Raw genomic sequence first — 18,272 nt, forward strand, 5'->3', positions numbered from 1 at the left:
CCCGACGGCCGACGGTGCGCTGGTTTCGGATGTGGTGGTCACTTCGTGGCCTCCTCGACCGCTGAGTTGTAACGGGTGTCGAAAAGCTTCGACATGTCGAGCTTCTTGGGGATGACGCCGCTGTCCTTGAACAGGTCGGCGAGTTTCTGCGCGCCCTCGACGACGGAGCCGTCGATCGGCGTGAACGTCGCCACGCCCTGTTTCGTCAGCAGCAGCTTCCCGATCTCGGCCGGCTGGTTCTGCTTCTCGACGTACTGCTTCTGGACGAATTCGTCGACGTGGGTGTCGCGCCAGGTGAGCCCCCTGACCCATCGCTTCACGAAGTCGCCGATCGCCGCGGCCTTCGCCGGGTCGTCGAGCACGTCGCGCGTGGTGATCAGGTACTGGACGAACGGCGCGACCGAGCCGCCGCTGACGACCAGGCGCGCCGTCGGGTTGTCCTTCAGGTAGGGGCTCGCGAGCGGCTCGACGAGCACGCCGGCGTCCGCGTCCCCGCGGGACAGGGCGCTGCCGATGTCGGTCGGCAGCAGGTTGACCTGCTCGACGTCGCGCTGCCCCAGGCCCACGCTGTCGAGCGCCCGCAGCGCGAACGCCTGCAGGATCGTGCCGGTGGAGTACGCGACCTTCTTGCCCTTCAGGTCGGCGAGGTCGTCGATGTCGCTGCCCGGGCGGGTGACCAGCGTCATCTGGTCGCCGGACGACTTCCAGGAGGCGACGACGGCGAGGTCCTGGCCGGAGGCGGCGGCGAGCACCGGCGGGGTGTCCGCGACGAAGCCGATGTCGACGGCCTTCGCGCGAAACGCCTCGAGCAGCAGCGGGCCGGCCGCGAACGTCGACCAGTCGACCGAGTACGGCAGGTCGGTGCCCTGCCCGGACAGCTCGATGGGTCCCCGCAGGGTGTCGCCCTGGTCTCCGACGCGCAGCTTGGTGCCCGCGGGAACGGCGGTCGGATACCCGGTGACGGCCGCGGCCGACGGGGCCGGTGTGCCGTCGTCGCCGCCGGAGCCGCAGGCGGCGAGCCCGGCGACGGCTATCAGCACGGAAAGGACCGGAACGAGGGCGCGGCGCGGCCGCGTTCGGCCGGCCCGGCGAGCAGGCAGCACGGGACGAGCTCCTCACAGATAGGCGGCCGCGAATGCTCGATGCGGCCGTGAAAGGGCGATCCGTGGGCGGAACGCAGCCCACGAAAGACCGGCGCCTGGCAGCGTCCGTAGTAACGGAAAACGGACGGTGACGACGGCGCGTGGTGGTCGGCGCGACGGCGGCAAGGCGTCGCGGACGGCGGGGTCAGTGAGCCGTCGGGCGCCTCGGCGTGTTGCCGGGTTTGTCTTCCGTGCCCTCACTGAAGCAGTTAAGTCAGCTGTTTGTCAACCAACTCGGTGGAAATGCTGCGGTACTGTTACAGGTCGATCTTCACGCGCCCGCCGTGCCCGTCGAGGCCCGTCGTCACGGTGGCCACGGCGGCGGCGTGCCTCGAGCGCGGTCGGCGGGGCTGTGCCGCCATTCGGCCGGCGCCCGCGCGCCGCGCTCCCGTCGGGCGCGGATGTGTCGAATCGGTCGCGCGACCCTTGTGCGGAGCGACCCTCCGGCGGCGATGATGTCTACGCTGTGACGTCGGACACGCCAGCGGGCCGGAACGGGAGCGGGCCCGTTCCCGAGCGAAGGAGCATGCGGTGAGTCGTCAGGTCAAGGGCGTCGTGTCGATGAGGAAGGGCGCGCCGGTGGAGCTGCGCACCGTCGTCGTGCCGGACCCGGGGCCCGGCGAGGTGACCGTCGACGTCAAGGCGTGCGGGGTCTGCCACACCGACTTCCACTACCGGGAGGGCGGGATCAACGACGACTTCCCGTTCCTGCTCGGCCACGAGGCCGCCGGTGTCGTGGCCGAGGTCGGCCCCGGCGTCAGCAACGTGGCTCCCGGTGACTACGTGGTGCTCAACTGGCGGGCCGTCTGCGGCCTGTGCCGCGCCTGCCGGCGTGGCCGGCCCTGGTACTGCTTCGACACGGCGAACGCGACCCAGAAGATGACCCTCGAGGACGGCACCGAGCTTTCCCCCGCGCTCGGCATCGGCGCGTTCCTGGAGACGACGCTCGTCGCCGCCGGCCAGTGCACGAAGGTCGACCCGGCCGCGCCGCCGGAGGTCGCCGGGCTGCTCGGCTGCGGCGTCATGGCGGGGCTGGGCGCGGCGACGAACACCGGCGAGGTCGGCCGCGGCGACAGCGTCGCGGTGATCGGCTGCGGCGGTGTCGGCGGCGCGGCCATCGCTGGCGCCCGGCTCGCCGGCGCCGCGCGGATCATCGCGGTCGACCTCGACGACCGCAAGCTGGAGCTGGCGACGACGCTGGGCGCGACCCACACGGTCAACTCCGGCCGGACTGACGCGGTCACGGCCATTCAGGAGCTCACGGGTGGCTTCGGCGCCGACGTCGTCATCGACGCGGTCGGCCGGCCGGAGACCTGGAAGCAGGCGTTCTACGCCCGCGACCTCGCCGGCACGGTGGTCCTCGTCGGCGTGCCCACCCCGGAGATGACCCTCGAGATCCCGCTGCTCGACGTGTTCGGCCGCGGCGGGAAGCTGAAGTCGTCCTGGTACGGCGACTGCCTGCCCGAACGCGACTTCCCGATGCTCATCGACCTCTACCTGCAGGGCCGGCTGCCGCTCGAGACGTTCGTCTCCGAGAAGATCGCCCTTACCGACGTCGAGGCGGCCTTCGAGGCGATGAAGCGTGGGGATGTGCTGCGTTCGGTCGTGATGCTCTGATGTGCGGCCCGACCCACCGCGCCCCCGGCAAGGGAGATGAGCTGGTCGCCGCGCCGGACGGCGGCCCGCCCGCGGCGCCGCCCGACGACGAGCCGGCCGGCGGCCGGATCCGCGTCGATCACCTGGTCACGTCCGGGGTGTTCACCCTCGACGGCGGCCGCTGGAACGTCGACAACAACGTCTGGCTGATCGGCGACGACGAGGAATGCGTGCTGCTCGACGCGCCGCACAACGCGGCGGCGATCGTCGCCGCGGTCGGCGACCGGCGGCTGCGCGCGATCCTGTGCACGCACGCGCACGACGACCACGTCGACGCGGCCCTCGCCGTCGCCGCCGCCACCGGCGCGAGGATCTGGCTGCACCCGGCCGACCGGGAACTGTGGGACCGGACCCATCCGAACCGCGCCCCCGACCACGAACTCGCCGCCGGCGCGGAGTTCACGATCGGCGCCGGCGACGACGCCGTCAGCCTGACCGCGCTGCACACCCCGGGCCACACCTGGGGGAGCGTCTCGTTCTACGCCCCCGCCCTGAGCACGGTCTTCACCGGGGACACCCTGTTCCAGGGCGGGCCCGGCGCCACCGGCCGCTCCTTCTCGGACTTCCCGACCATCATCGACTCGATCACCGGCCAGCTCCTCGGCCTACCGCCGGAGACCGTGGTCCGCACCGGCCACGGCGGCTCCACGACGATCGGCCGGGAGGCGCCCGCCCGCCAGTCGTGGATCGACCGCGGCCACTGACCGGCCGCGAGGAGGCGTCAGCGGCTGTCTGGTGTCAGCGGCCGCCTCCGGCGATCGCTGGCTCTGGCCAGCGGTGAGCCCGCGGTGCCTGCCAGGGAATGAACGGCAGCATCCGGTGCGCGGCGCGGTGGCGCGACCGGGACAGCCGCCGGCGCATCAACAGGCGCCGGGCGGGCCGTTCCACCGAGTGGTGCAGCACGGCGGCGAGCGCGGTCGCCAGCACGAGGCACAGGAACAGGCCGAGCCCGGCCCTGGCGGCGGTCGTGACGTCGAACAGGCCGAGCTCGACGCCGATGGTCAGCGCGACCGGGTGAACCAGGTAGAAGGCGTAGGAGATCTCGCCGAAGTAGACCACCGGGCGAGAGCCGAGCACTCTGATCCGGCCTCCATCCGCTTCCCGCGTGCCTATCAGGAAGATCAGCGCGCCGAAGGCAGGGATGAGGAAGCTGTCGATCAGGCCGTGCCGGTGGCCGTAGTCGGAACCGAGCAGGAAGGCGGTGGTGATCCAGGCAGTCGTGCCGACGGCGAGCGCGGCGCGGAGCCGCCGCGATCCGCGGACGCCTTCGCGCGCCATCAGGCCGAGCGCGACCCCCAGCACGAACTCGCCGATCCGCAGCCCGGGGTTGGCGTAGGCGGCAAGGTCGAACTGGTTACCAGCGAAGCTGGCCGTCACCGCGACCAGCGAGGTCGGAAGGACGACCACGGCGGCTGCCCGGAGCCGGCCGCGGGTGTCCCGGCCCGCCAGGCGCCGGTAGATGATCGGGAAGGCGAGGTAGAAGAACGCCTCACAGGACAGCGACCACAGCACGGCGCCGCCCCAGCCGAAGTAGATCGACTGATCGGGCACCCAGGCCTGCAGGAGCAGCAGAGCCGGCAGGATCGCGAAGAGCTTCGAGCCGAACTCGCCGAACATCTCGTAATGCCAGGCCAGCGCCAGCCAGATCCAGACCGATACGAAGTACAACGGGTAGATCCGGGCGAACCGCCGCCACCAGAACGCGCTGTCCGTGCCCGACCCGGTCGACCAGGCCAGGACATATCCGGACAAGATGAAGAAGAACGTCACCCCGGCGTAACCGATATCGCCGAGCACGGCGATCGCGGGGATCAGGACCTCGACATCGACGTAGATGTGCCGGGTGAAGACCATCAACGCGGCCACGCCGCGCAGCCCGGTGAGCGTCGGTAGCTGGAGGTTGACGTCCGGCGGCCGCTCGGCCCGTCCTGCCGCCGGGTTGCTCGCCGCCCGCTGGCTGGCGAACAACGGCATGGTCGACGGATCCGGGCCGGCCTGGGCCGCTGGAACGCGATCGTGCCCGGTCGGTCGGCTTCCGCGGATTCTGATCGGAACTGTGGGCCGGCCGGTGCTGCCAGCATGGCCCGCCAACGGTCGAGTCGCCTCGGCCGGAGTCAATGCGCTCTCCCTCGCGGTGTTGGAACGCCCGGTCTGTATACGCGCGCGCCCTCTGCGCAAATCCACCCTAACGTGAGGGTTGTGCGGCCCCGCCCGGGGTCCAGACCGCTGGCTGCCCACCGTCGCAGGCTCTCGCCGTATGGCGCAGCCCAGGCGCGCAGTGGCGCAAGGCAGGGCGGCGCGGCCCGCGCGTGCACGCGGCGCCGCGTCCGGTGACGTTCCGCCGAGACGCGCGCGGGGCGGCCGTCGGATGAGCGCTCCGCGGCTCTCAGTGTCCGACGATCACCCAGAGTGCGGCGAGAGCGAGGGAGAGCGCTCCCGCCAGCAGGGCGCGGCGGAACAGGTCGAACTCTCGGGCGGTGATGGTGGCCAGCGTCATGGCCTGTGTCCAGGCCTCGCGCCGCACGGCCTCCGGTGTGGATGAGCTGGTCGCCGCGCCGGGCGGCGGCCAGCCCGCCGCTTTCCCCGATGACGAGCCGGCCGGCGGCCGGATCCGTGTCGATCATCTCGTGACGTCCGGGGGGTTCACCCCCGACGGCGGCCTGAACCGCGCCGAGCACCAGCCGAACCGCCGGCCGGCGGTCGGCGGCCGTCCGACGGGCTGGGTCAGCTGGGAAGAGTGATGGTGAAGACGGCGAACAGCAGGGCGGCGGCGGCGCCGGCCCGCAGGGCGAGCAGGAAGCCGCGGTACTTCGCGAGAGCTATCCCAGCAAGGGTCTTGGCCTGATCCCATGCCTCACGTCGGATGTCATTCGGCGTCGCCGCCGTCACCACCTCGTCCAACGAGGTCACGGCGAGATAGGAGAAGGAGAACCGGTTGCGACCGTGGTAGGGAGTACGGGGCTTCAGAGCGGAGTACAGGCCGACTCCGGCGACGCACAACGCGACCATCCCCGCCGCGGCGAACACGAGGGCCGCGATTCCCCGGACCCCCGGATCGCGGAATACCGCCTCGACCTCGCCGTGCTTTGTCACAACTGTCCCGCCGAGGATGGCGAGCGCGGCGCCCAAGATGCCCACCTTGCCGTCGGCGTTGTCGATACGGCTGCTGACCATCTCGATGGCCGCGATCGCGTCGTCTCCGGTACGAAGAGCCTCGCCGCTGGGAGGCGCTGATCCCGCCGAGGACTCCCCACCGGGCGACGTCGAACCGGCCGAGTTCCCACTCTCGCCCTGCGTGGCCGTCACCATGTTCCCCCTGACTGACATGCCGAGCGCTGCGATGCCCGGACGACGCGACACCTCGATGATCTGCGGCAAGGTTATCGAGGCCGGCCAGAAGAGACCCCGACAGCGGAGTTGGACTCGGCGGGCGGCGCGGCTCGACGCGGCATCCCCGTACCACCCGCCTCAGCCGCCCGTGACCAGTTGAGAGGTGGGGCCGCGGCGTCGGTGGCGGCTGACCTTCGTGCTGGCCCAGGGAGGACGCCGCCACCAGGCCAGCACGGGCCGGGCTCGAGGGCGGCGAGGATACGAGGGATGACAGGAACAGGTACCGGGTCTTCTTGACGGTCAGGGCGGCGGGCAGTCGTTGTCGGGTGCGCCGGTCGGCGATCCCCGGGTGGCGCCGCGCGGGGCGCTCACCCGGACTCGTCGGTCCAGGGACCGTTGGCGCGGGCAAGAAAAGCCCGCGAGGCGGACGCGTCGGGGTCCACGGCGAGCACCATCAGCAGGTAGACCTTCCCGCCCGGATTCTCGCGGTCGGGCGACGGGCTGCCGACCTGGGTGAACCCGTGACGCCGGTACATTCGCTGCGCGGGGACGTTCCTGATCTCCACCCACAGCCGGACCCCGATCGCGCCGACCGAGCGAGCCCAGGCCACCGCCGCGCTCACCAACAGGTCAGCGGCCCCGGTCGCGCGCATCGCCGGCGCGACCCACATCGCCGCGAGTTCGCGGAACTCCGGTACCAGGGAAGGCTGATGGACGTCGACCATGCCAACCGGTTCGCCGTCGTGCTCCAACAGGAAGGTCGCGTGGGCATGGCCCGCGGCGTTGCGGGCGGCGCGACGCCGCCAGTCGTCGTCCGGGCGGGCGGCCTCGGCCTCCCAGGTCTGCCAGAACGCTCCGGGCGCCTCGGCGAGTGCCGCGAGCCGCACCTCACGCAGCCGCGCGCCGTCGCCGGCGGAAACACGCCGAACTTCGCCCACCATCTTTGTCCGTTTCCCTGGAAACAGGCCGGGTGCCGCCGGGACGGGTGGTTCGTCCAGCCCTCTCATGATTGATTCTCGAGCCTAGACGCCATAGCGGGACTGGTATTTGTCGAGTATGGCCGCCGTGCGGTTCCTCATTCTGTTCTCCGCGCGGGACCGCGCGAGTTCGCCAATGCTCGCCGGATCGTTGCCGAGCCAGCGCATCAGGTTCAGGGCGACGCTTATCAGGTCGATGACCTCGTACTCCGCGCCCTTGCGGTTGTCTGACGCCAGATGCGCCTCCATCTCGTCGAACTGGATCTCCAGCACGCGACGGAAATGTGACAGGGGCTTTTCCGTGATCTCTCGGTGCGACTCCTCCCACGCGTCCCAGAGGGGTTGGAACGGGCCCAGGTCCTCGTTTGCGGGCCCGTTTTCGGCGGTGATCATTGTCGTGCGGCCCTCCGTTATTATTCCGTTGAAGTGAGATCATCGGAGCGTCGGGTGACCTTCGACGCGGGAGCCGCGGGCCAAAGTCGAACGCCGACAGGAAGATCAAATGGCCGAGGTTGTCGGATGGCGGCGCCCGGGCGAGCGTTCTTCGGTGGTTCTGCGCCTCAACGGGCACAGGCCGCTCGTGGCTTGGCGGGCACCACGGCGCCCCGCTCGTCACCGACTGTCCAGACTTGGGGGGAATTGTCGCCGTCCGGGTCGCTGTTGTCAACAAGCGACGCCGAATACCGCGACCCGATGACGAGGGCGCGATATCAATGACAGAACGTGTCGCGGGCGATCGGCGCCCCGCGTGGATCATCGGCTCCCCGCGCAGGCCGTCGAAGGCGGGTCCAGCGCCACCTCATGGGCACGATCGGAGCCATGGCCTGGCGGCTACGTTGATGGCCGGTACCACTCTTGGCGACGTTCGCCCGGTCAGCAGGCGCCCGACCACCGGCATGATCACCGAATGCTCGCGAAAACTGCTCGCGTCATCATTTCCGCGAGCAAACTGGTGATCAGCGGGCCGGGACGCAATCATCCGACACCAGGCGCTGGCTGGGTGTCGGTCGTCTTCGAGGACGAGGTCGGCCGAAAGGGGCGCCCGCGGTCGCCCCTGGCCTCCGGGATCCCAACGCGCGGATCCCGGAGAGCCGGGTCCTGGTGAAGACGGTAGGTCAGTCGTTGACGAGCATCTCGCCGGACTGCTGCTGCCAGAGGCGGTAGTAGTGGCCCTCGGCGTCGAGAAGGTGCTCGTGGCTGCCCTGCTCGACGATCCGGCCGGCGTCGAGGACGACGATCCGGTCCATCCGCAGCAGGGTGGACAGGCGGTGAGCGACCGCGATGACGGTGCGCTCCCGCCACAGCTCCTCCAGGGCGTGCTGGACGAGCAGTTCGCTCTCGCTGTCGAGCGCGCTCGTGGCCTCGTCGAGCACGAGCAGCGGCTTGTGGTCCAGGAACGCCCGGGCGATCGCGATCCGCTGCCGTTGGCCGGTCGACAGCCGGATGCCGCGCTCACCGACGAGCGTGTCGTAGCCCTTGGCCGCGCGAACGATGAAGTCGTGGGCGTGCGCCCGGCGGGCCGCCCTCTCGACTTCCTCGTCCGCGATCCCCTCCAGAGCGCCGTAGGTGATGTTGTCCCGAATCGATCGGTGGAACAACGAGATGTCCTGCGGAACGTAGGAGATCGCGCGGGCGAGCTGGCGGTTCGGCAACGGGCGGCCGTCGAGGGCGATCATGCCCAGAGGCAGCGGGTAGTAGCCGAGCAGCAGCTTCAGCAGTGTCGTCTTGCCGCTGCCCGAGCGCCCGACGATCCCGACCTTCTCGTGCGGGGCGAGCGTGAGCGTCACCCCGTCGAGGACCCGGACCGCCGAGTTGTCCGGGTAGGCGAACGTGATGCCGCGCAGCTCGAGGCTCCCCAGCGGCCCGCCGCCGATCCCGCCGCCGTCGTCGCGGGGGCGGGTCGCGGCGACGCCGATCGCAGCCTGGGCCGGGATCTCCTCGGGGCCGGGGGCGTCGGCGTCCGGGAAGTTCTTCGGGTCGAGGATCTCGCGGTCGCCGAACAGGTAGCCGTAGGCCTCCTCGACCCGGGCGAGCCGCAGGTTGAGCTGCGAGAACTCCCAGATCATGGCCCAGATGTAGTCCGAGAAGATGACCAGCGCCGCCAGGAAGGTGGTCAGCTCGCCGATCGTCAGCCTGCCGTGCAGGAACAGGTACAGGTTGAGCAGGATCGCGGTCGGCCAGATGAGGTAGCGCACCACGAGGCTCATCGAGCCCCAGAAAACGATGGCCCAGAACATCGACCGGTTCGCGGCCTTCACGACCGCGTGGCGGCGCTCGACGACCAGCGTGTGCTCGACGCGCTCCCGGCGGAACGACTTCACGCTGACGAAGTTGGCGACGACGTCGAGAATGTAGCTCTCCATGTCGGCGTTGACGTCGGTGAATCCCTTTTCCTCCTTGGCCGACCGCCGCGCGGTGTACCGGCCGATGAGGAACAGCAGCGCGATCGCGCCGGTGAACAGCAGGCCCGTGGGCACGTTCACGGCGAACATGATGATGACGATCGACGGGAGCCGGACCACCAGCTCGACGTAGTTGAAGCAGGTGTTGTCGAGGAAGTCGCGGTACTCCTGGCCGAGGGTCCTGACGTACCCGCCGATCTTTCCGGTCGCCCGGTCCGCGAAGAACGGGTACTCCTGGTGGACGACCCGCCGGAACAGCAGGTTCTGGTAGTCGAAGCCACGCGGGTTCAGTAGCTTCATGTAGAACAGCTCGGCGCCTCGCCAGAACAGGTCGTGGCCGACGCTGCAGGCGATCAGCGCCGCCGTGTAGAAGACGACGTCGTCGTGCGGGATCGGGTTGCTGTCGAGTGTGGCGACGAACCGGCCGATGAACAGCGGAATGATCGCGATCAGGACGTCGGCGACGACGAACAGCGCGATCACCAGCGCGAGCGGCCGGCGGAAGGTGGCCGTGAACCGGAGGTAGGAACGAAGCCCGGCGTGCCGTGCGCGCCGCGTCGCCTTGTCCATCGTCTCCTTGTCCCGCGCGGAATTGCCGGGCGTGCTGACCGGAGCGCCGTCGTCCGGAGCGATGACGTCCAGAGAGCCGTCGTCCCGCGTGGAATATTTGGCCGGCTGAGGGCCGCTTCGACTCGGCTCAGGGGAGGTGACGAGGGAAATCCCGGTCACCGGCCGTCGCCGCCGAGACCGCCGGCGGGCCTGTGCTCGTTTTCGCCAGGGTCCGCGCGGGCGGCTCCCTACCGGTTCTGCCCCGTTGTCCACCGAGACAGGATCGCCGCCCTCGCCGAAAGCCGCATCCCATTTTCCGGCGACCCGGAATGCCGCGGTCTCCCGCCCGGCGTCCCACGCCGTTGTCCACGCCGTTGACGGCCCGGCCGTGAACGAAACGATCTTGGGTGGGGTGTCTCGGCGAGGCGAGGACTTCGTAGTCCTATTGACCCGTTGTCATCAGGTGGGTCACATCGGCCCAGGACCTGGCCGGGGTGGCCCATGGCGGCGGGGAGAGGAGGGAGACCACCCTGGCAACCACGCCGGTGAGCGAGGCGGACCAGAAGGCGATGTGGAACGGATCCGGTGGAAACGGCTGGACTTCGGCGCAGGACCTGATCGACGGCGCGGACCGGCCCTTCGAGGCTTTGCTCGCCGACGAGGTCGCTTCCGGGGCGAATGTGCTCGACGTCGGCTGCGGCACGGGCGCGACGACGGTCGCGGCCGCGCGGCGAGCAGCGTCGGCGGAGGATATCGCGGCGGCCGGAAGGTATCTGTTCAGCGAGCCTGACCGAAGGTCCGGGTCGTCGCGAGCACGGCGAGGCGGTCGTCGGCGCCGCTGTCGCGCACCTCCACCCGGCCAAGGCCGCCGCGGACCCGCGCGGTGGCGACGACCGGGCCGACCCGGGCCGGGCGCAGGTAGCGGATCGCGAGGGAGGCCAGCGTCTCGCCCGGAGTGAGGGACAGGGCCGCCTCCTCGGCGGTCAACGCGAGCAGCCCGCCGTTGATGGTGTTCGACGCGTTGAGCGCGTCCTCGGCGCGGGGCAGTGTGGCCACGCCCGGCTCACGGATCTCGCAGCGGGCTCGCTCGGCCAACGGCCTGCTCAGGCGTCGCCGTGGGCGCGGGCGGGTCCGTAGGTCCGCCAGGTCGGGCGGCATGACCACGGCGGGGTTCGGCGCGGCCATGAACGAGGTGACGGCGAACCCGATCCGCCCACCGTCGCTGCCGGTGAACTCGACCTCGACGACGCCGACCGACTGGCCGGCCTTGACCAGCCGGGCGGCCGCGTGGATCGTCTCGGACTCGCGCGGCGGAGCGAAGACCTGGACCTCCAGGTCGAGCGTGACCGGGACGCGTGGCGCGAACCGGTCCATGACCGTGTAGCCGGCCGCCGTGTCGGCCCAGATCGCCAGGATCGAGGTACGCACGCTACGCGTCCCGGGGGCGAACATCTCCGGGACGACCGGCGCCGACCCGCGCCACTCGCCGTCGACCAGGTCCAGGCCGAAACCCAGCTCGAGCAGGATGTGGTCGTCAGGGTGCCTGACGGGCTGGACGCTGTCGATCGTGGTCATCGCCGCTGCCCCCGGGCTGTGCGGCCGCCCGGCTCGCCGGGCCGGCGACGGCGCGCGTGCCTACGTCGGCTGAAACGGCTTGGGCCGGGCACTGATCTCCGATCCGTTCCTCGGGGCGGAGCACGAGCAGGCGTCCAGCTGGCAGCCGCGGAACTCCGTGGTCCACCCATACTGGCGTCCTGGTCAGGACACGCGACCGTAGGTGTGGCGCACCACCCATCCATGGCGCCGACGGCGCTCAGACGAGCGCGCGCCGCGTGTCCGTGTCCGTGCCCGGCGCGGGGCACGCAGCCCTTCCTGACGGCGGTCGTACCGCGCGCGACTCCAGGATTCTCGGCGCTAGGCCACGTCGGGGACGCGGTCGAACCAGGGGCGGGCGGTCTCCAGCTGGGCGGCCAGGCGCAGCAGGGTGCCCTCGCCGCCCAGCGGGGCGACGAACTGGACGCCGAGCGGGAGCCCGCCGGGCGTCCAGTACAGCGGCACGCTCATCGCCGGCCGGCCGGTCATGTTCGCCAGCTGCGTGTAGGGCACCCAGCTCAGGTTCGCGAGCACCGCCTTCTCGACGAGGCCGAGTCGGCGCAGCAGCTTCCCGCCGCGCAGCCGGACGAACGCGCCTCCGGCCGCCCGTTCCCGGGCCGACGTCGCGACCTCGCCGACCCGCAGCGGCGCGCGGCCCAGCGTCGGGGTGAGCAGCAAGTCATAGGAGCGGTGGAAGTCGGCCAGCGCCCGGATGTGCGCGTGCCAGCGGGCCCGGCTGCGCTCCAGCTCGACGGCCCCGGTCGCCCTGCCCAGCTCGGCGGCGATCAGTGTGTCCGGCTCGAAGCCGCCGTCGCCGCCGCCGAGCTCGCGGGCCCGCTCGACGAGCACCGCCGACTTGGCGAACCAGGTCGTCAGGAAGTCGGTGGCCACGGCGGCCTCGTCGACGATCTGCTCGACGGGCTCGACGGTGTGCCCGAGCTCGGCGAGCAGCGCGGCCGCGTCCTCGACGGCGGCCACGGCCTCGGGCGCGGGCGTCGGGTTGAGCGCCGACGCTGTCCGCATCCCGATCCGCAGCCGCCCCGGCGCGCGGCCGACCTCGGCGAGGTAGTGCCCGGGCGGGGCCGCCGCCGGCAGGTACGGGGCGTACGGGTCGGCGCCGGCGAGCACGTCGAGCATCGCCGCGCTGTCGCGCACCGAGCGGGAGACGACTCCGTCTGTCGCCATCCCGGCGCCCTCGCCCTCCGTGGGCCCGTGCGGGACCAGCCCGCGCCCGGGCTTGAGCCCGAACAGGCCGCAGCAGGCGGCCGGGATGCGGATCGAGCCGCCGCCGTCGTTCCCTCCGGCGACGGGAACGATCCCGGCGGCGACGGCGGCCGCCGAGCCCCCTGAGGACCCGCCGGGGGTGTGGGCCAGGTTCCACGGGTTGCGGGCCGGCCCCCACAGCGTCGGCTCGGTGATCCCCTTGGAGCCGAACTCGGGCGTGTTGGTCTTGCCGAAGATCACCAGGCCGGCGTCCAGCCACCGCTGGACGACCGTCGCGTGCTCGGTGGCCGGCACGTCGGCGAGCGCCCGGCAGCCGCCCGACGTCGGCACGCCAGCATAGTGCTGGCCGAGATCCTTGATCAAGAACGGCACTCCGGCGAATGGGCCGGTCAGGTCCTCGGTGAGCCGCTGGTCGGCGATGTCGTCCATCGGGCGGACGATCGCGTTGATCTTCGGGTTGACGGCGGCGGCGCGTTCGCGGGCGGCGGCGAGCAGCTCCGCCGGCTTCACCTCGCCGTTCGCCACCAGCTCGGCCATCGCCACGCCGTCGAGGGACCGGTACCGCGTGAAGTCCATCAATCCTCCGGGTGGCCGACGGTTTCGCGCACGTTAGCGCACCGGGTGGGCCGCGGCGTGCCCGGCGCGATGCGCCCACCCCGGTCGGCCACCCCGCTCAGGCCACCCCCGACAGGCTGGCACGGTGCTCGGCGGGGCTCACGCCACGGACCCGCTTGAACGCGGCGCTCAACGCGAACGCGCTGCCGTACCCGACGCGGCGGGCGACGGCCTGCAGCGTCACGTCGCGCTCGTCGCGCAGCAGGCTCGCGGCGAGGTCCAGGCGCAGCCCGGTCAGGTAGGTCATCGGCGGTTCACCGACCAGGTCGGTGAACCGGCGGGCGAGCGCCGCCCGCGACACCCCGGTGTGGGCGGCGAGCACGGCGACCGTCCACGGATGATCCGGGTTGTTGTGCAGCAGCCGCAGCGCCCGCCCGACGACCGGGTCGGTGTGCGCGCGCAGCCACGGCGGCTCGCCGTCGCCGTCGCCGCCCTCCGGGCCGTCCTCGCCGTGGCCGCGGGCGAACCAGGTCCGCAGCACATCGATGAGCAGCAGGTCGAGCAGCCGGTCGAGGACCGCGTCCTGGCCAGGCCGGTCCCGGGGGATCTCGCTGGCGAGCAGCGGCAGGACGGGGCTGTCCCAGCTGTCGGCCGCGAGCACCAGCAGCCGCGGCAACGCGTCCAGCAGCCGCCGGTTCACCTCGCCGGCGAGCTGGTAGACGCCGACCAGCATCACCGTCTCGCCGTCGGCGGCGTCGCCCCAGGTCCGCACGCCGAGGTCCATGTCGTCGCACAGGTCGACGCCGCCCGGGGTGGTGGTCCGCTGGCCGGGATGGATCACGACCCGCGGTGGGGTCGACGGGTGGTCGGCCACGGTGTACGGCTCCGGGCCGCGGACCACCGCCACGTCGCCCGGCCCGAGCCGCGTCGGCCCGCCGTCGTCGAAGGAGATCCAGGCCTCGCCGCGCCACTGCGCGACGACCGTGAGCGGCGACCTGTCCTGGACCCGCAGCGACCAGGGCGGGTCCAGCACCGCCCGCAGCAGGAAGGCGCCGCGTGCCCGCGCGCCGTCGAGCAGGTCCGCGAGGGCGTCCACACCAGCGAGTCTAGATCGCCGGGCACCTGGACGACGGCGTATGCGCCGAAGCCTCTCGGCGATGGCCGCGACCCCCGCGCACGCGGCTTCATGGAGGGGACCTGAGGGACGAACCGGAGGAGACGGACGTGACCGGCGTACGGATCGGGACACTGCTGGGGGCGACCCTGGCGACGGGGCTGATGGCGGGCATCTACTTCGCGTTCGCCTGCTCGGTGATGCCGGGCCTGCGCGCCACCGACGCGCGGACGCTGGTGGGCACCATGCAGTCCATCAACGTGGCGATCGTCAACGGCTGGTTCCTGCTGGTCTTCGTCGGCGCCCCGCTGCTCACGCTGGTCGCCGGCGCGGCCCATCTGCCGGTCGCCGGCCGCGGCGCGCTGCCGTGGATCGCGGCCGGTCTCGCGCTCAACGTCGTCGCCTTCGTCGTCACCGGCGCCGCGAACATCCCGCTGAACAACGCCCTGGACGCCGCCGGGCCGATCGACCAGATCGCGGACCTGGAGGCGGTCAGGGACCGTTTCGAAGATGCCTGGATCCGCTGGAACCTCGTGCGCACCGCCGCGACGACGGCCGCCTTCGCCTGCCTCGGCTACGCCCTCGTCCTCACCCACCGCCCGCGCTGAAGCCACCGCCCGCGCTGACCGTCAGGCCAGAACGCCTTCCTCCGGGTGAAGCAAATCCCCGGTCACGAAACGCAGGTCGCCGGACGGGGTGACGTAGGTGATCGCGCAGGTGAAGGCGCGGCTGCCGGCCCGCCAGCTCTCCTCGGCGATCGGCAGCCAGCCGACGCGGACGGTCTCGGTCTGCTGGAACGATGGCCCGAGATAGTCGCGCGCCACGGCCGCGCAGAGCGGCTGCGCCTGGGCCTTGAACTCCTGCTCCGACGGCGCCGCGCCATGCCGGGTGTCCGCGAGCCGGGCGCCGCCGATCGCCACCTGCTGATGAGGCTCGGCGCACGCGACGCCGACCACGCCGTCGGCGTCGGACGCCAGGCAGGTTCCGGCCGGGAAGACCCATGCCTGGTCGGCGCCCTCGGCGCTGCCGGTGAAAAGGTCGTGCCGGCCGGGCGTGGCGGCGTACGGGGTGCGCCCGCTCAGCCCGCAGTGGACGTCGCGCTCTCCGCGCTGCCAGCCGTCCAGTGAGGGATGGACCGCCGACAGGTAGAACCTGCCGTACGGGTCGAGTGGGTGGCCAAGAAAGCGTTCCACCGGGTCGACGCAGTACCTCTCCTCGAGGGCGATCCACGTCTGGTAGTCGGGGTAGGGGGCTCCTAACCGGTATTCGGATCCAATATCTACGGCGTCGCCGCTGACCGACTGGAACAGGTGGGGTTCGGCGCAGGGGACGGTCCGCACGCTCGTCTGGGCCGCGTCCTGGTCCCAGCGGTAGCAGTCCCCGCGCCGGTAGTCGTGCCGCCACAGGTCAGGCCCGGTTGTGCCTTCCGGGCCGGGCGACGGATCACCGGCCGGTGGGCGACCGGAGGCAGCCGGCCCGTCGTCAGCGCCGTTCCCGCCGCTCCACGGGAACGGGAGGCCCACGACGAGGTAGCCGGCGACGAGGGCGAAGATCAGGATGACGGCCGTGCTGATCACACGCCGTTTGCGCCGCGCCGGTGTCGTCTCCTCGGTGGGGGTCCAGGAGCGGGGCGACGCCGGGGTGACCGGCGGCGCGGGCCTGGAGCGTCGCCGCCGGCGCGACGGGGCGCCGGGCGCGCCGGCGAGCTCACGGCGCACGGCCAGCCGGCTGCGGGCCGGGGCCTCGTAGACGGAGGCCGCCCTGACGAACGCCTCGTCGAGGACGAGACCGGCGAAAGGGTCGTCCGGATCGGCCAGGTCGCTGGGCTGGTCGTCGGTCACGGCGGTCGCTTCCTCGTCGGTCGGGCCTGTCGGTGGGGCGGCGCGCGGGGCGGCGCCGGGAGCGCACGCCCACGGCGCCGGCGCGCGGGCCCGGATGTGTGGCGCCGCACATTACAGCGCCGGGTGTCCGGATTCGACCGGTAGGACCCGGTAGTAGGCCATCGGCGATGGCGGCGGCCCGGACCGGTCCGGGCCGCCGCGGTCGAGCTGGCCCCGGTCAGGCCGGGATCGGGTTGCGCGCGTCGCCGGTCACCGGCCTGGGATCACCGGTCGGGGTCACATAGCTGACCAGGCAGCTGAAGGACCGGCTTCCAGCCGCCCAGCTCTCCGGGGAGAGCGTGAACCAGCCGACGTAGACCGAGTCCGTCTCCTGGAAAGGCCCCCCGAAGAACGTGCCCGCGACGGTCGCGCACTCGCGCGCGGCCTGCTCGTCGAACGCGTCGTCGGTCGGCGGCGGGCTGCCCGGGGCGCCGGGAAGGTGGACGTCCCCGATCGCGACGTGGTGGTGCGCCGTCGCGCAGGTCACCGCGTACAGGCCGTCCGCGTCCTCCACGAGGCAGGTGCCGGGCCCGTAGACCATCGACTGGTCGGCGCCCTTCGCCGACCCGGAGACGAGGTCGTTGTCGGGGTTCTCGGCGGTCGGGGCGTACCCGCCGATGCCGCACTGCAGATCGCGGTCACCGAGCGCCCAGCCCTCCTCCGTCGGCCTGATCGTCGAGATCCCGAACCGGCCGTACGGGTCGAGCGGGGAGCCGAGGTAGGCCGCGACCGGGGCGCCGCAGTGCTCGTCGGCCAGCCGCGACCACTCGTCGTCGGTGGCGGGGAACGGGGCGTCCGGCGGGAACGACGCGGCCATGCTCACGGGGTTGTCGCTGACTGCCTCGAACCGGTGTGGCTCGGCGCAGTCCACCTCGTCGACCTTCGAGGAGGCGCCGTCGAGGTCCCACAGGTAGCAGCGCCCACGCTCGTAGGTCCGGTCGGTGAGCTCGGGATCAGTGGTCGCCGACGCGGCGCCCGACGGCACGGGCGCCGCCGCCGGCCCCGAGCCGCCGTCGTCGTCACCGGCGGCGAAGCCGATCGCGGCCAGGCCGACGAGCACGACGACGACGCCGCCGGCGACCACGGCCGCGACGCGCCCACGGGTCCACCGCGACCGCCGGGGCGGGGGCGGGGAGGGCCGCCAGGGCTGCGGCGTGCCCGGTGCCGGGGCACCGGGCTGCCCGTACGGCTGCCAGGGCGCGCCCGGCGCGCCCCAGGAAGGCGTGCCCGGCGCCGGGCTCCCGCCCGGGGCGGGCCAGCCGGCGGGCGGGGGCGCGCCGCCCGCCGCGGGCTGCCCCGGGCCCTGCGGCCAGGGTGTTCCCGGCTGCTGGGGCCACGGCGTGGCCCCTGGTCCCGCCTGCGGCGGGCCGGCCTGTCCTGCCCCGGGTCCCTGCGTCGGGGGCGTCTCGTCGGCCACGGTCGTCTCGCTCCACCCATCGTGTCGGGCGCCGCCGACGGTCGGGTGAGCGCGCCGCGTGGCCAGGCCACGCCGCTCCGCTCGGCCCGCTTGGCGTCGCGGCGCGCAGATTGTGGCGCGCAGAATATCGGCGGCCTGCGACGGTTTGCGCGCAGGGTGCCGTGTGCCCGGAATGGCCCGTCACCTGGTCGTTCACCCGGCTGCCCGCCGGCGCGGCCGGAACTGTCGGCGCCGGGTCCTAGGCTGATCCTGTCCGCGGTGGGTTCGCGCCCGCGGACGTGGGTGACTGGCTCGGTGGGTTGGCTGGGCGCATTGGGTTGGCTGGCTCGGCGGGCCCGGCCAGGGGCGCAGGGGAAGGGGGCGGTCGGTGACCGCGGTGCCGGCGGCGCGGGGGCAGCGGCCGACAGGGCCGGCGGGGCCGGGGGAGGCGCCG

Annotated in this window: 15 protein-coding genes; 4 read left to right on the plus strand and 11 right to left on the minus strand. The window is 72.3% G+C overall.

The window, feature by feature from the left end:
- Positions 1-38: 38 nt before the first annotated feature.
- Positions 39-1,040, minus strand: coding sequence for an aliphatic sulfonate ABC transporter substrate-binding protein (locus tag I6A81_RS22090; RefSeq protein WP_307874817.1), 1,002 nt, complete (start codon positions 1,038-1,040; stop codon positions 39-41).
- A 633-nt stretch (positions 1,041-1,673) separates the two neighbouring features.
- Here I6A81_RS22090 and I6A81_RS22095 point away from each other — a divergent pair.
- Positions 1,674-2,759, plus strand: a complete 1,086-nt coding sequence (locus I6A81_RS22095; protein WP_203004215.1) for an S-(hydroxymethyl)mycothiol dehydrogenase — start codon at positions 1,674-1,676, stop codon at positions 2,757-2,759.
- Complete coding sequence (locus tag I6A81_RS22100; protein WP_203004216.1) at positions 2,759-3,502, plus strand: MBL fold metallo-hydrolase; 744 nt, start codon at positions 2,759-2,761, stop codon at positions 3,500-3,502. Before I6A81_RS22095 ends, I6A81_RS22100 begins: the two co-directional genes overlap by 1 nt.
- A 34-nt stretch (positions 3,503-3,536) precedes the next feature.
- Here the strand turns inward: I6A81_RS22100 and I6A81_RS22105 are convergent, their stop codons facing one another.
- Positions 3,537-4,772 carry an acyltransferase family protein gene (locus I6A81_RS22105; protein ID WP_203004217.1) on the minus strand — a complete coding sequence of 412 codons (1,236 nt, stop codon included), beginning with the start codon at positions 4,770-4,772 and terminating at the stop codon, positions 3,537-3,539.
- A 560-nt stretch (positions 4,773-5,332) separates the two neighbouring features.
- Here I6A81_RS22105 and I6A81_RS22110 point away from each other — a divergent pair.
- Positions 5,333-5,539 carry a hypothetical protein gene (locus I6A81_RS22110; protein WP_203004218.1) on the plus strand — a complete coding sequence of 69 codons (207 nt, stop codon included), beginning with the start codon at positions 5,333-5,335 and terminating at the stop codon, positions 5,537-5,539.
- Here the strand turns inward: I6A81_RS22110 and I6A81_RS22115 are convergent.
- The 7 genes from I6A81_RS22115 to I6A81_RS22145 all read right to left on the minus strand — a co-directional run bounded on the left by I6A81_RS22115 (position 5,523) and on the right by I6A81_RS22145 (position 14,524).
- Complete coding sequence (locus I6A81_RS22115) at positions 5,523-5,972, minus strand: hypothetical protein (protein ID WP_203004219.1); 450 nt, start codon at positions 5,970-5,972, stop codon at positions 5,523-5,525. The genes I6A81_RS22110 and I6A81_RS22115 overlap by 17 nt on opposite strands.
- Before the next feature lie 524 nt (positions 5,973-6,496).
- The gene (locus tag I6A81_RS22120) at positions 6,497-7,069 is read right to left on the minus strand and encodes a GNAT family N-acetyltransferase (protein ID WP_203004220.1); all 573 of its coding nucleotides are present in this window, start codon (positions 7,067-7,069) and stop codon (positions 6,497-6,499) included.
- 81 nt (positions 7,070-7,150) lie between these two features.
- Positions 7,151-7,498 carry a hypothetical protein gene (locus tag I6A81_RS22125; protein WP_203004221.1) on the minus strand — a complete coding sequence of 116 codons (348 nt, stop codon included), beginning with the start codon at positions 7,496-7,498 and terminating at the stop codon, positions 7,151-7,153.
- 722 nt (positions 7,499-8,220) lie between these two features.
- Positions 8,221-10,077: an ABC transporter ATP-binding protein gene (locus tag I6A81_RS22130; RefSeq protein WP_203004222.1), complete on the minus strand. Its 1,857-nt coding sequence runs from the start codon at positions 10,075-10,077 to the stop codon at positions 8,221-8,223.
- 756 nt (positions 10,078-10,833) lie between these two features.
- A complete protein-coding gene (locus I6A81_RS22135; protein ID WP_203004223.1) occupies positions 10,834-11,631 on the minus strand; it encodes a hotdog domain-containing protein in 798 nt (265 codons plus the stop codon).
- A gap of 339 nt (positions 11,632-11,970) precedes the next feature.
- A complete protein-coding gene (locus I6A81_RS22140) occupies positions 11,971-13,449 on the minus strand; it encodes an amidase (protein ID WP_203004224.1) in 1,479 nt (492 codons plus the stop codon).
- A 97-nt stretch (positions 13,450-13,546) separates the two neighbouring features.
- A complete protein-coding gene (locus I6A81_RS22145; RefSeq protein WP_203004225.1) occupies positions 13,547-14,524 on the minus strand; it encodes an AraC family transcriptional regulator in 978 nt (325 codons plus the stop codon).
- Positions 14,525-14,652: 128 nt separating this feature from the next.
- On the opposite strand from I6A81_RS22145, the gene I6A81_RS22150 reads away from it, so the two are divergent.
- Positions 14,653-15,150 (plus strand): anthrone oxygenase family protein, encoded by a 498-nt coding sequence (locus tag I6A81_RS22150; RefSeq protein ID WP_203004226.1) that lies wholly within the window; start codon positions 14,653-14,655, stop codon positions 15,148-15,150.
- A gap of 21 nt (positions 15,151-15,171) precedes the next feature.
- On the opposite strand, the gene I6A81_RS45715 is transcribed toward I6A81_RS22150, so the two are convergent.
- Positions 15,172-16,383 (minus strand): septum formation family protein, encoded by a 1,212-nt coding sequence (locus I6A81_RS45715; RefSeq protein ID WP_203004227.1) that lies wholly within the window; start codon positions 16,381-16,383, stop codon positions 15,172-15,174.
- A 217-nt stretch (positions 16,384-16,600) separates the two neighbouring features.
- Complete coding sequence (locus tag I6A81_RS22160; protein ID WP_203004228.1) at positions 16,601-17,506, minus strand: septum formation family protein; 906 nt, start codon at positions 17,504-17,506, stop codon at positions 16,601-16,603.
- Positions 17,507-18,272 lie beyond the last annotated feature (766 nt).

Origin of the sequence: Frankia nepalensis (genome assembly GCF_016786325.1) — a bacterium.
Taxonomy (GTDB): domain Bacteria; phylum Actinomycetota; class Actinomycetes; order Frankiales; family Frankiaceae; genus Pseudofrankia; species Pseudofrankia nepalensis.

Excerpts from the sequence above, each read along its gene's own strand:
- I6A81_RS22100 (WP_203004216.1), top strand. The coding sequence starts at position 2,759 with ATGTGCGGCCCGACCCACCGCGCCCCCGGCAAGGGAGATGAGCTGGTC.
- I6A81_RS22105 (WP_203004217.1), bottom strand. The coding sequence starts at position 4,772 with ATGCCGTTGTTCGCCAGCCAGCGGGCGGCGAGCAACCCGGCGGCAGGA.
- I6A81_RS22115 (WP_203004219.1), bottom strand. The coding sequence starts at position 5,972 with ATGGTCAGCAGCCGTATCGACAACGCCGACGGCAAGGTGGGCATCTTG.
- I6A81_RS22120 (WP_203004220.1), bottom strand. The coding sequence starts at position 7,069 with ATGGTGGGCGAAGTTCGGCGTGTTTCCGCCGGCGACGGCGCGCGGCTG.
- I6A81_RS22125 (WP_203004221.1), bottom strand. The coding sequence starts at position 7,498 with ATGATCACCGCCGAAAACGGGCCCGCAAACGAGGACCTGGGCCCGTTC.
- I6A81_RS22130 (WP_203004222.1), bottom strand. The coding sequence starts at position 10,077 with ATGGACAAGGCGACGCGGCGCGCACGGCACGCCGGGCTTCGTTCCTAC.
- I6A81_RS22135 (WP_203004223.1), bottom strand. The coding sequence starts at position 11,631 with ATGACCACGATCGACAGCGTCCAGCCCGTCAGGCACCCTGACGACCAC.
- I6A81_RS22140 (WP_203004224.1), bottom strand. The coding sequence starts at position 13,449 with ATGGACTTCACGCGGTACCGGTCCCTCGACGGCGTGGCGATGGCCGAG.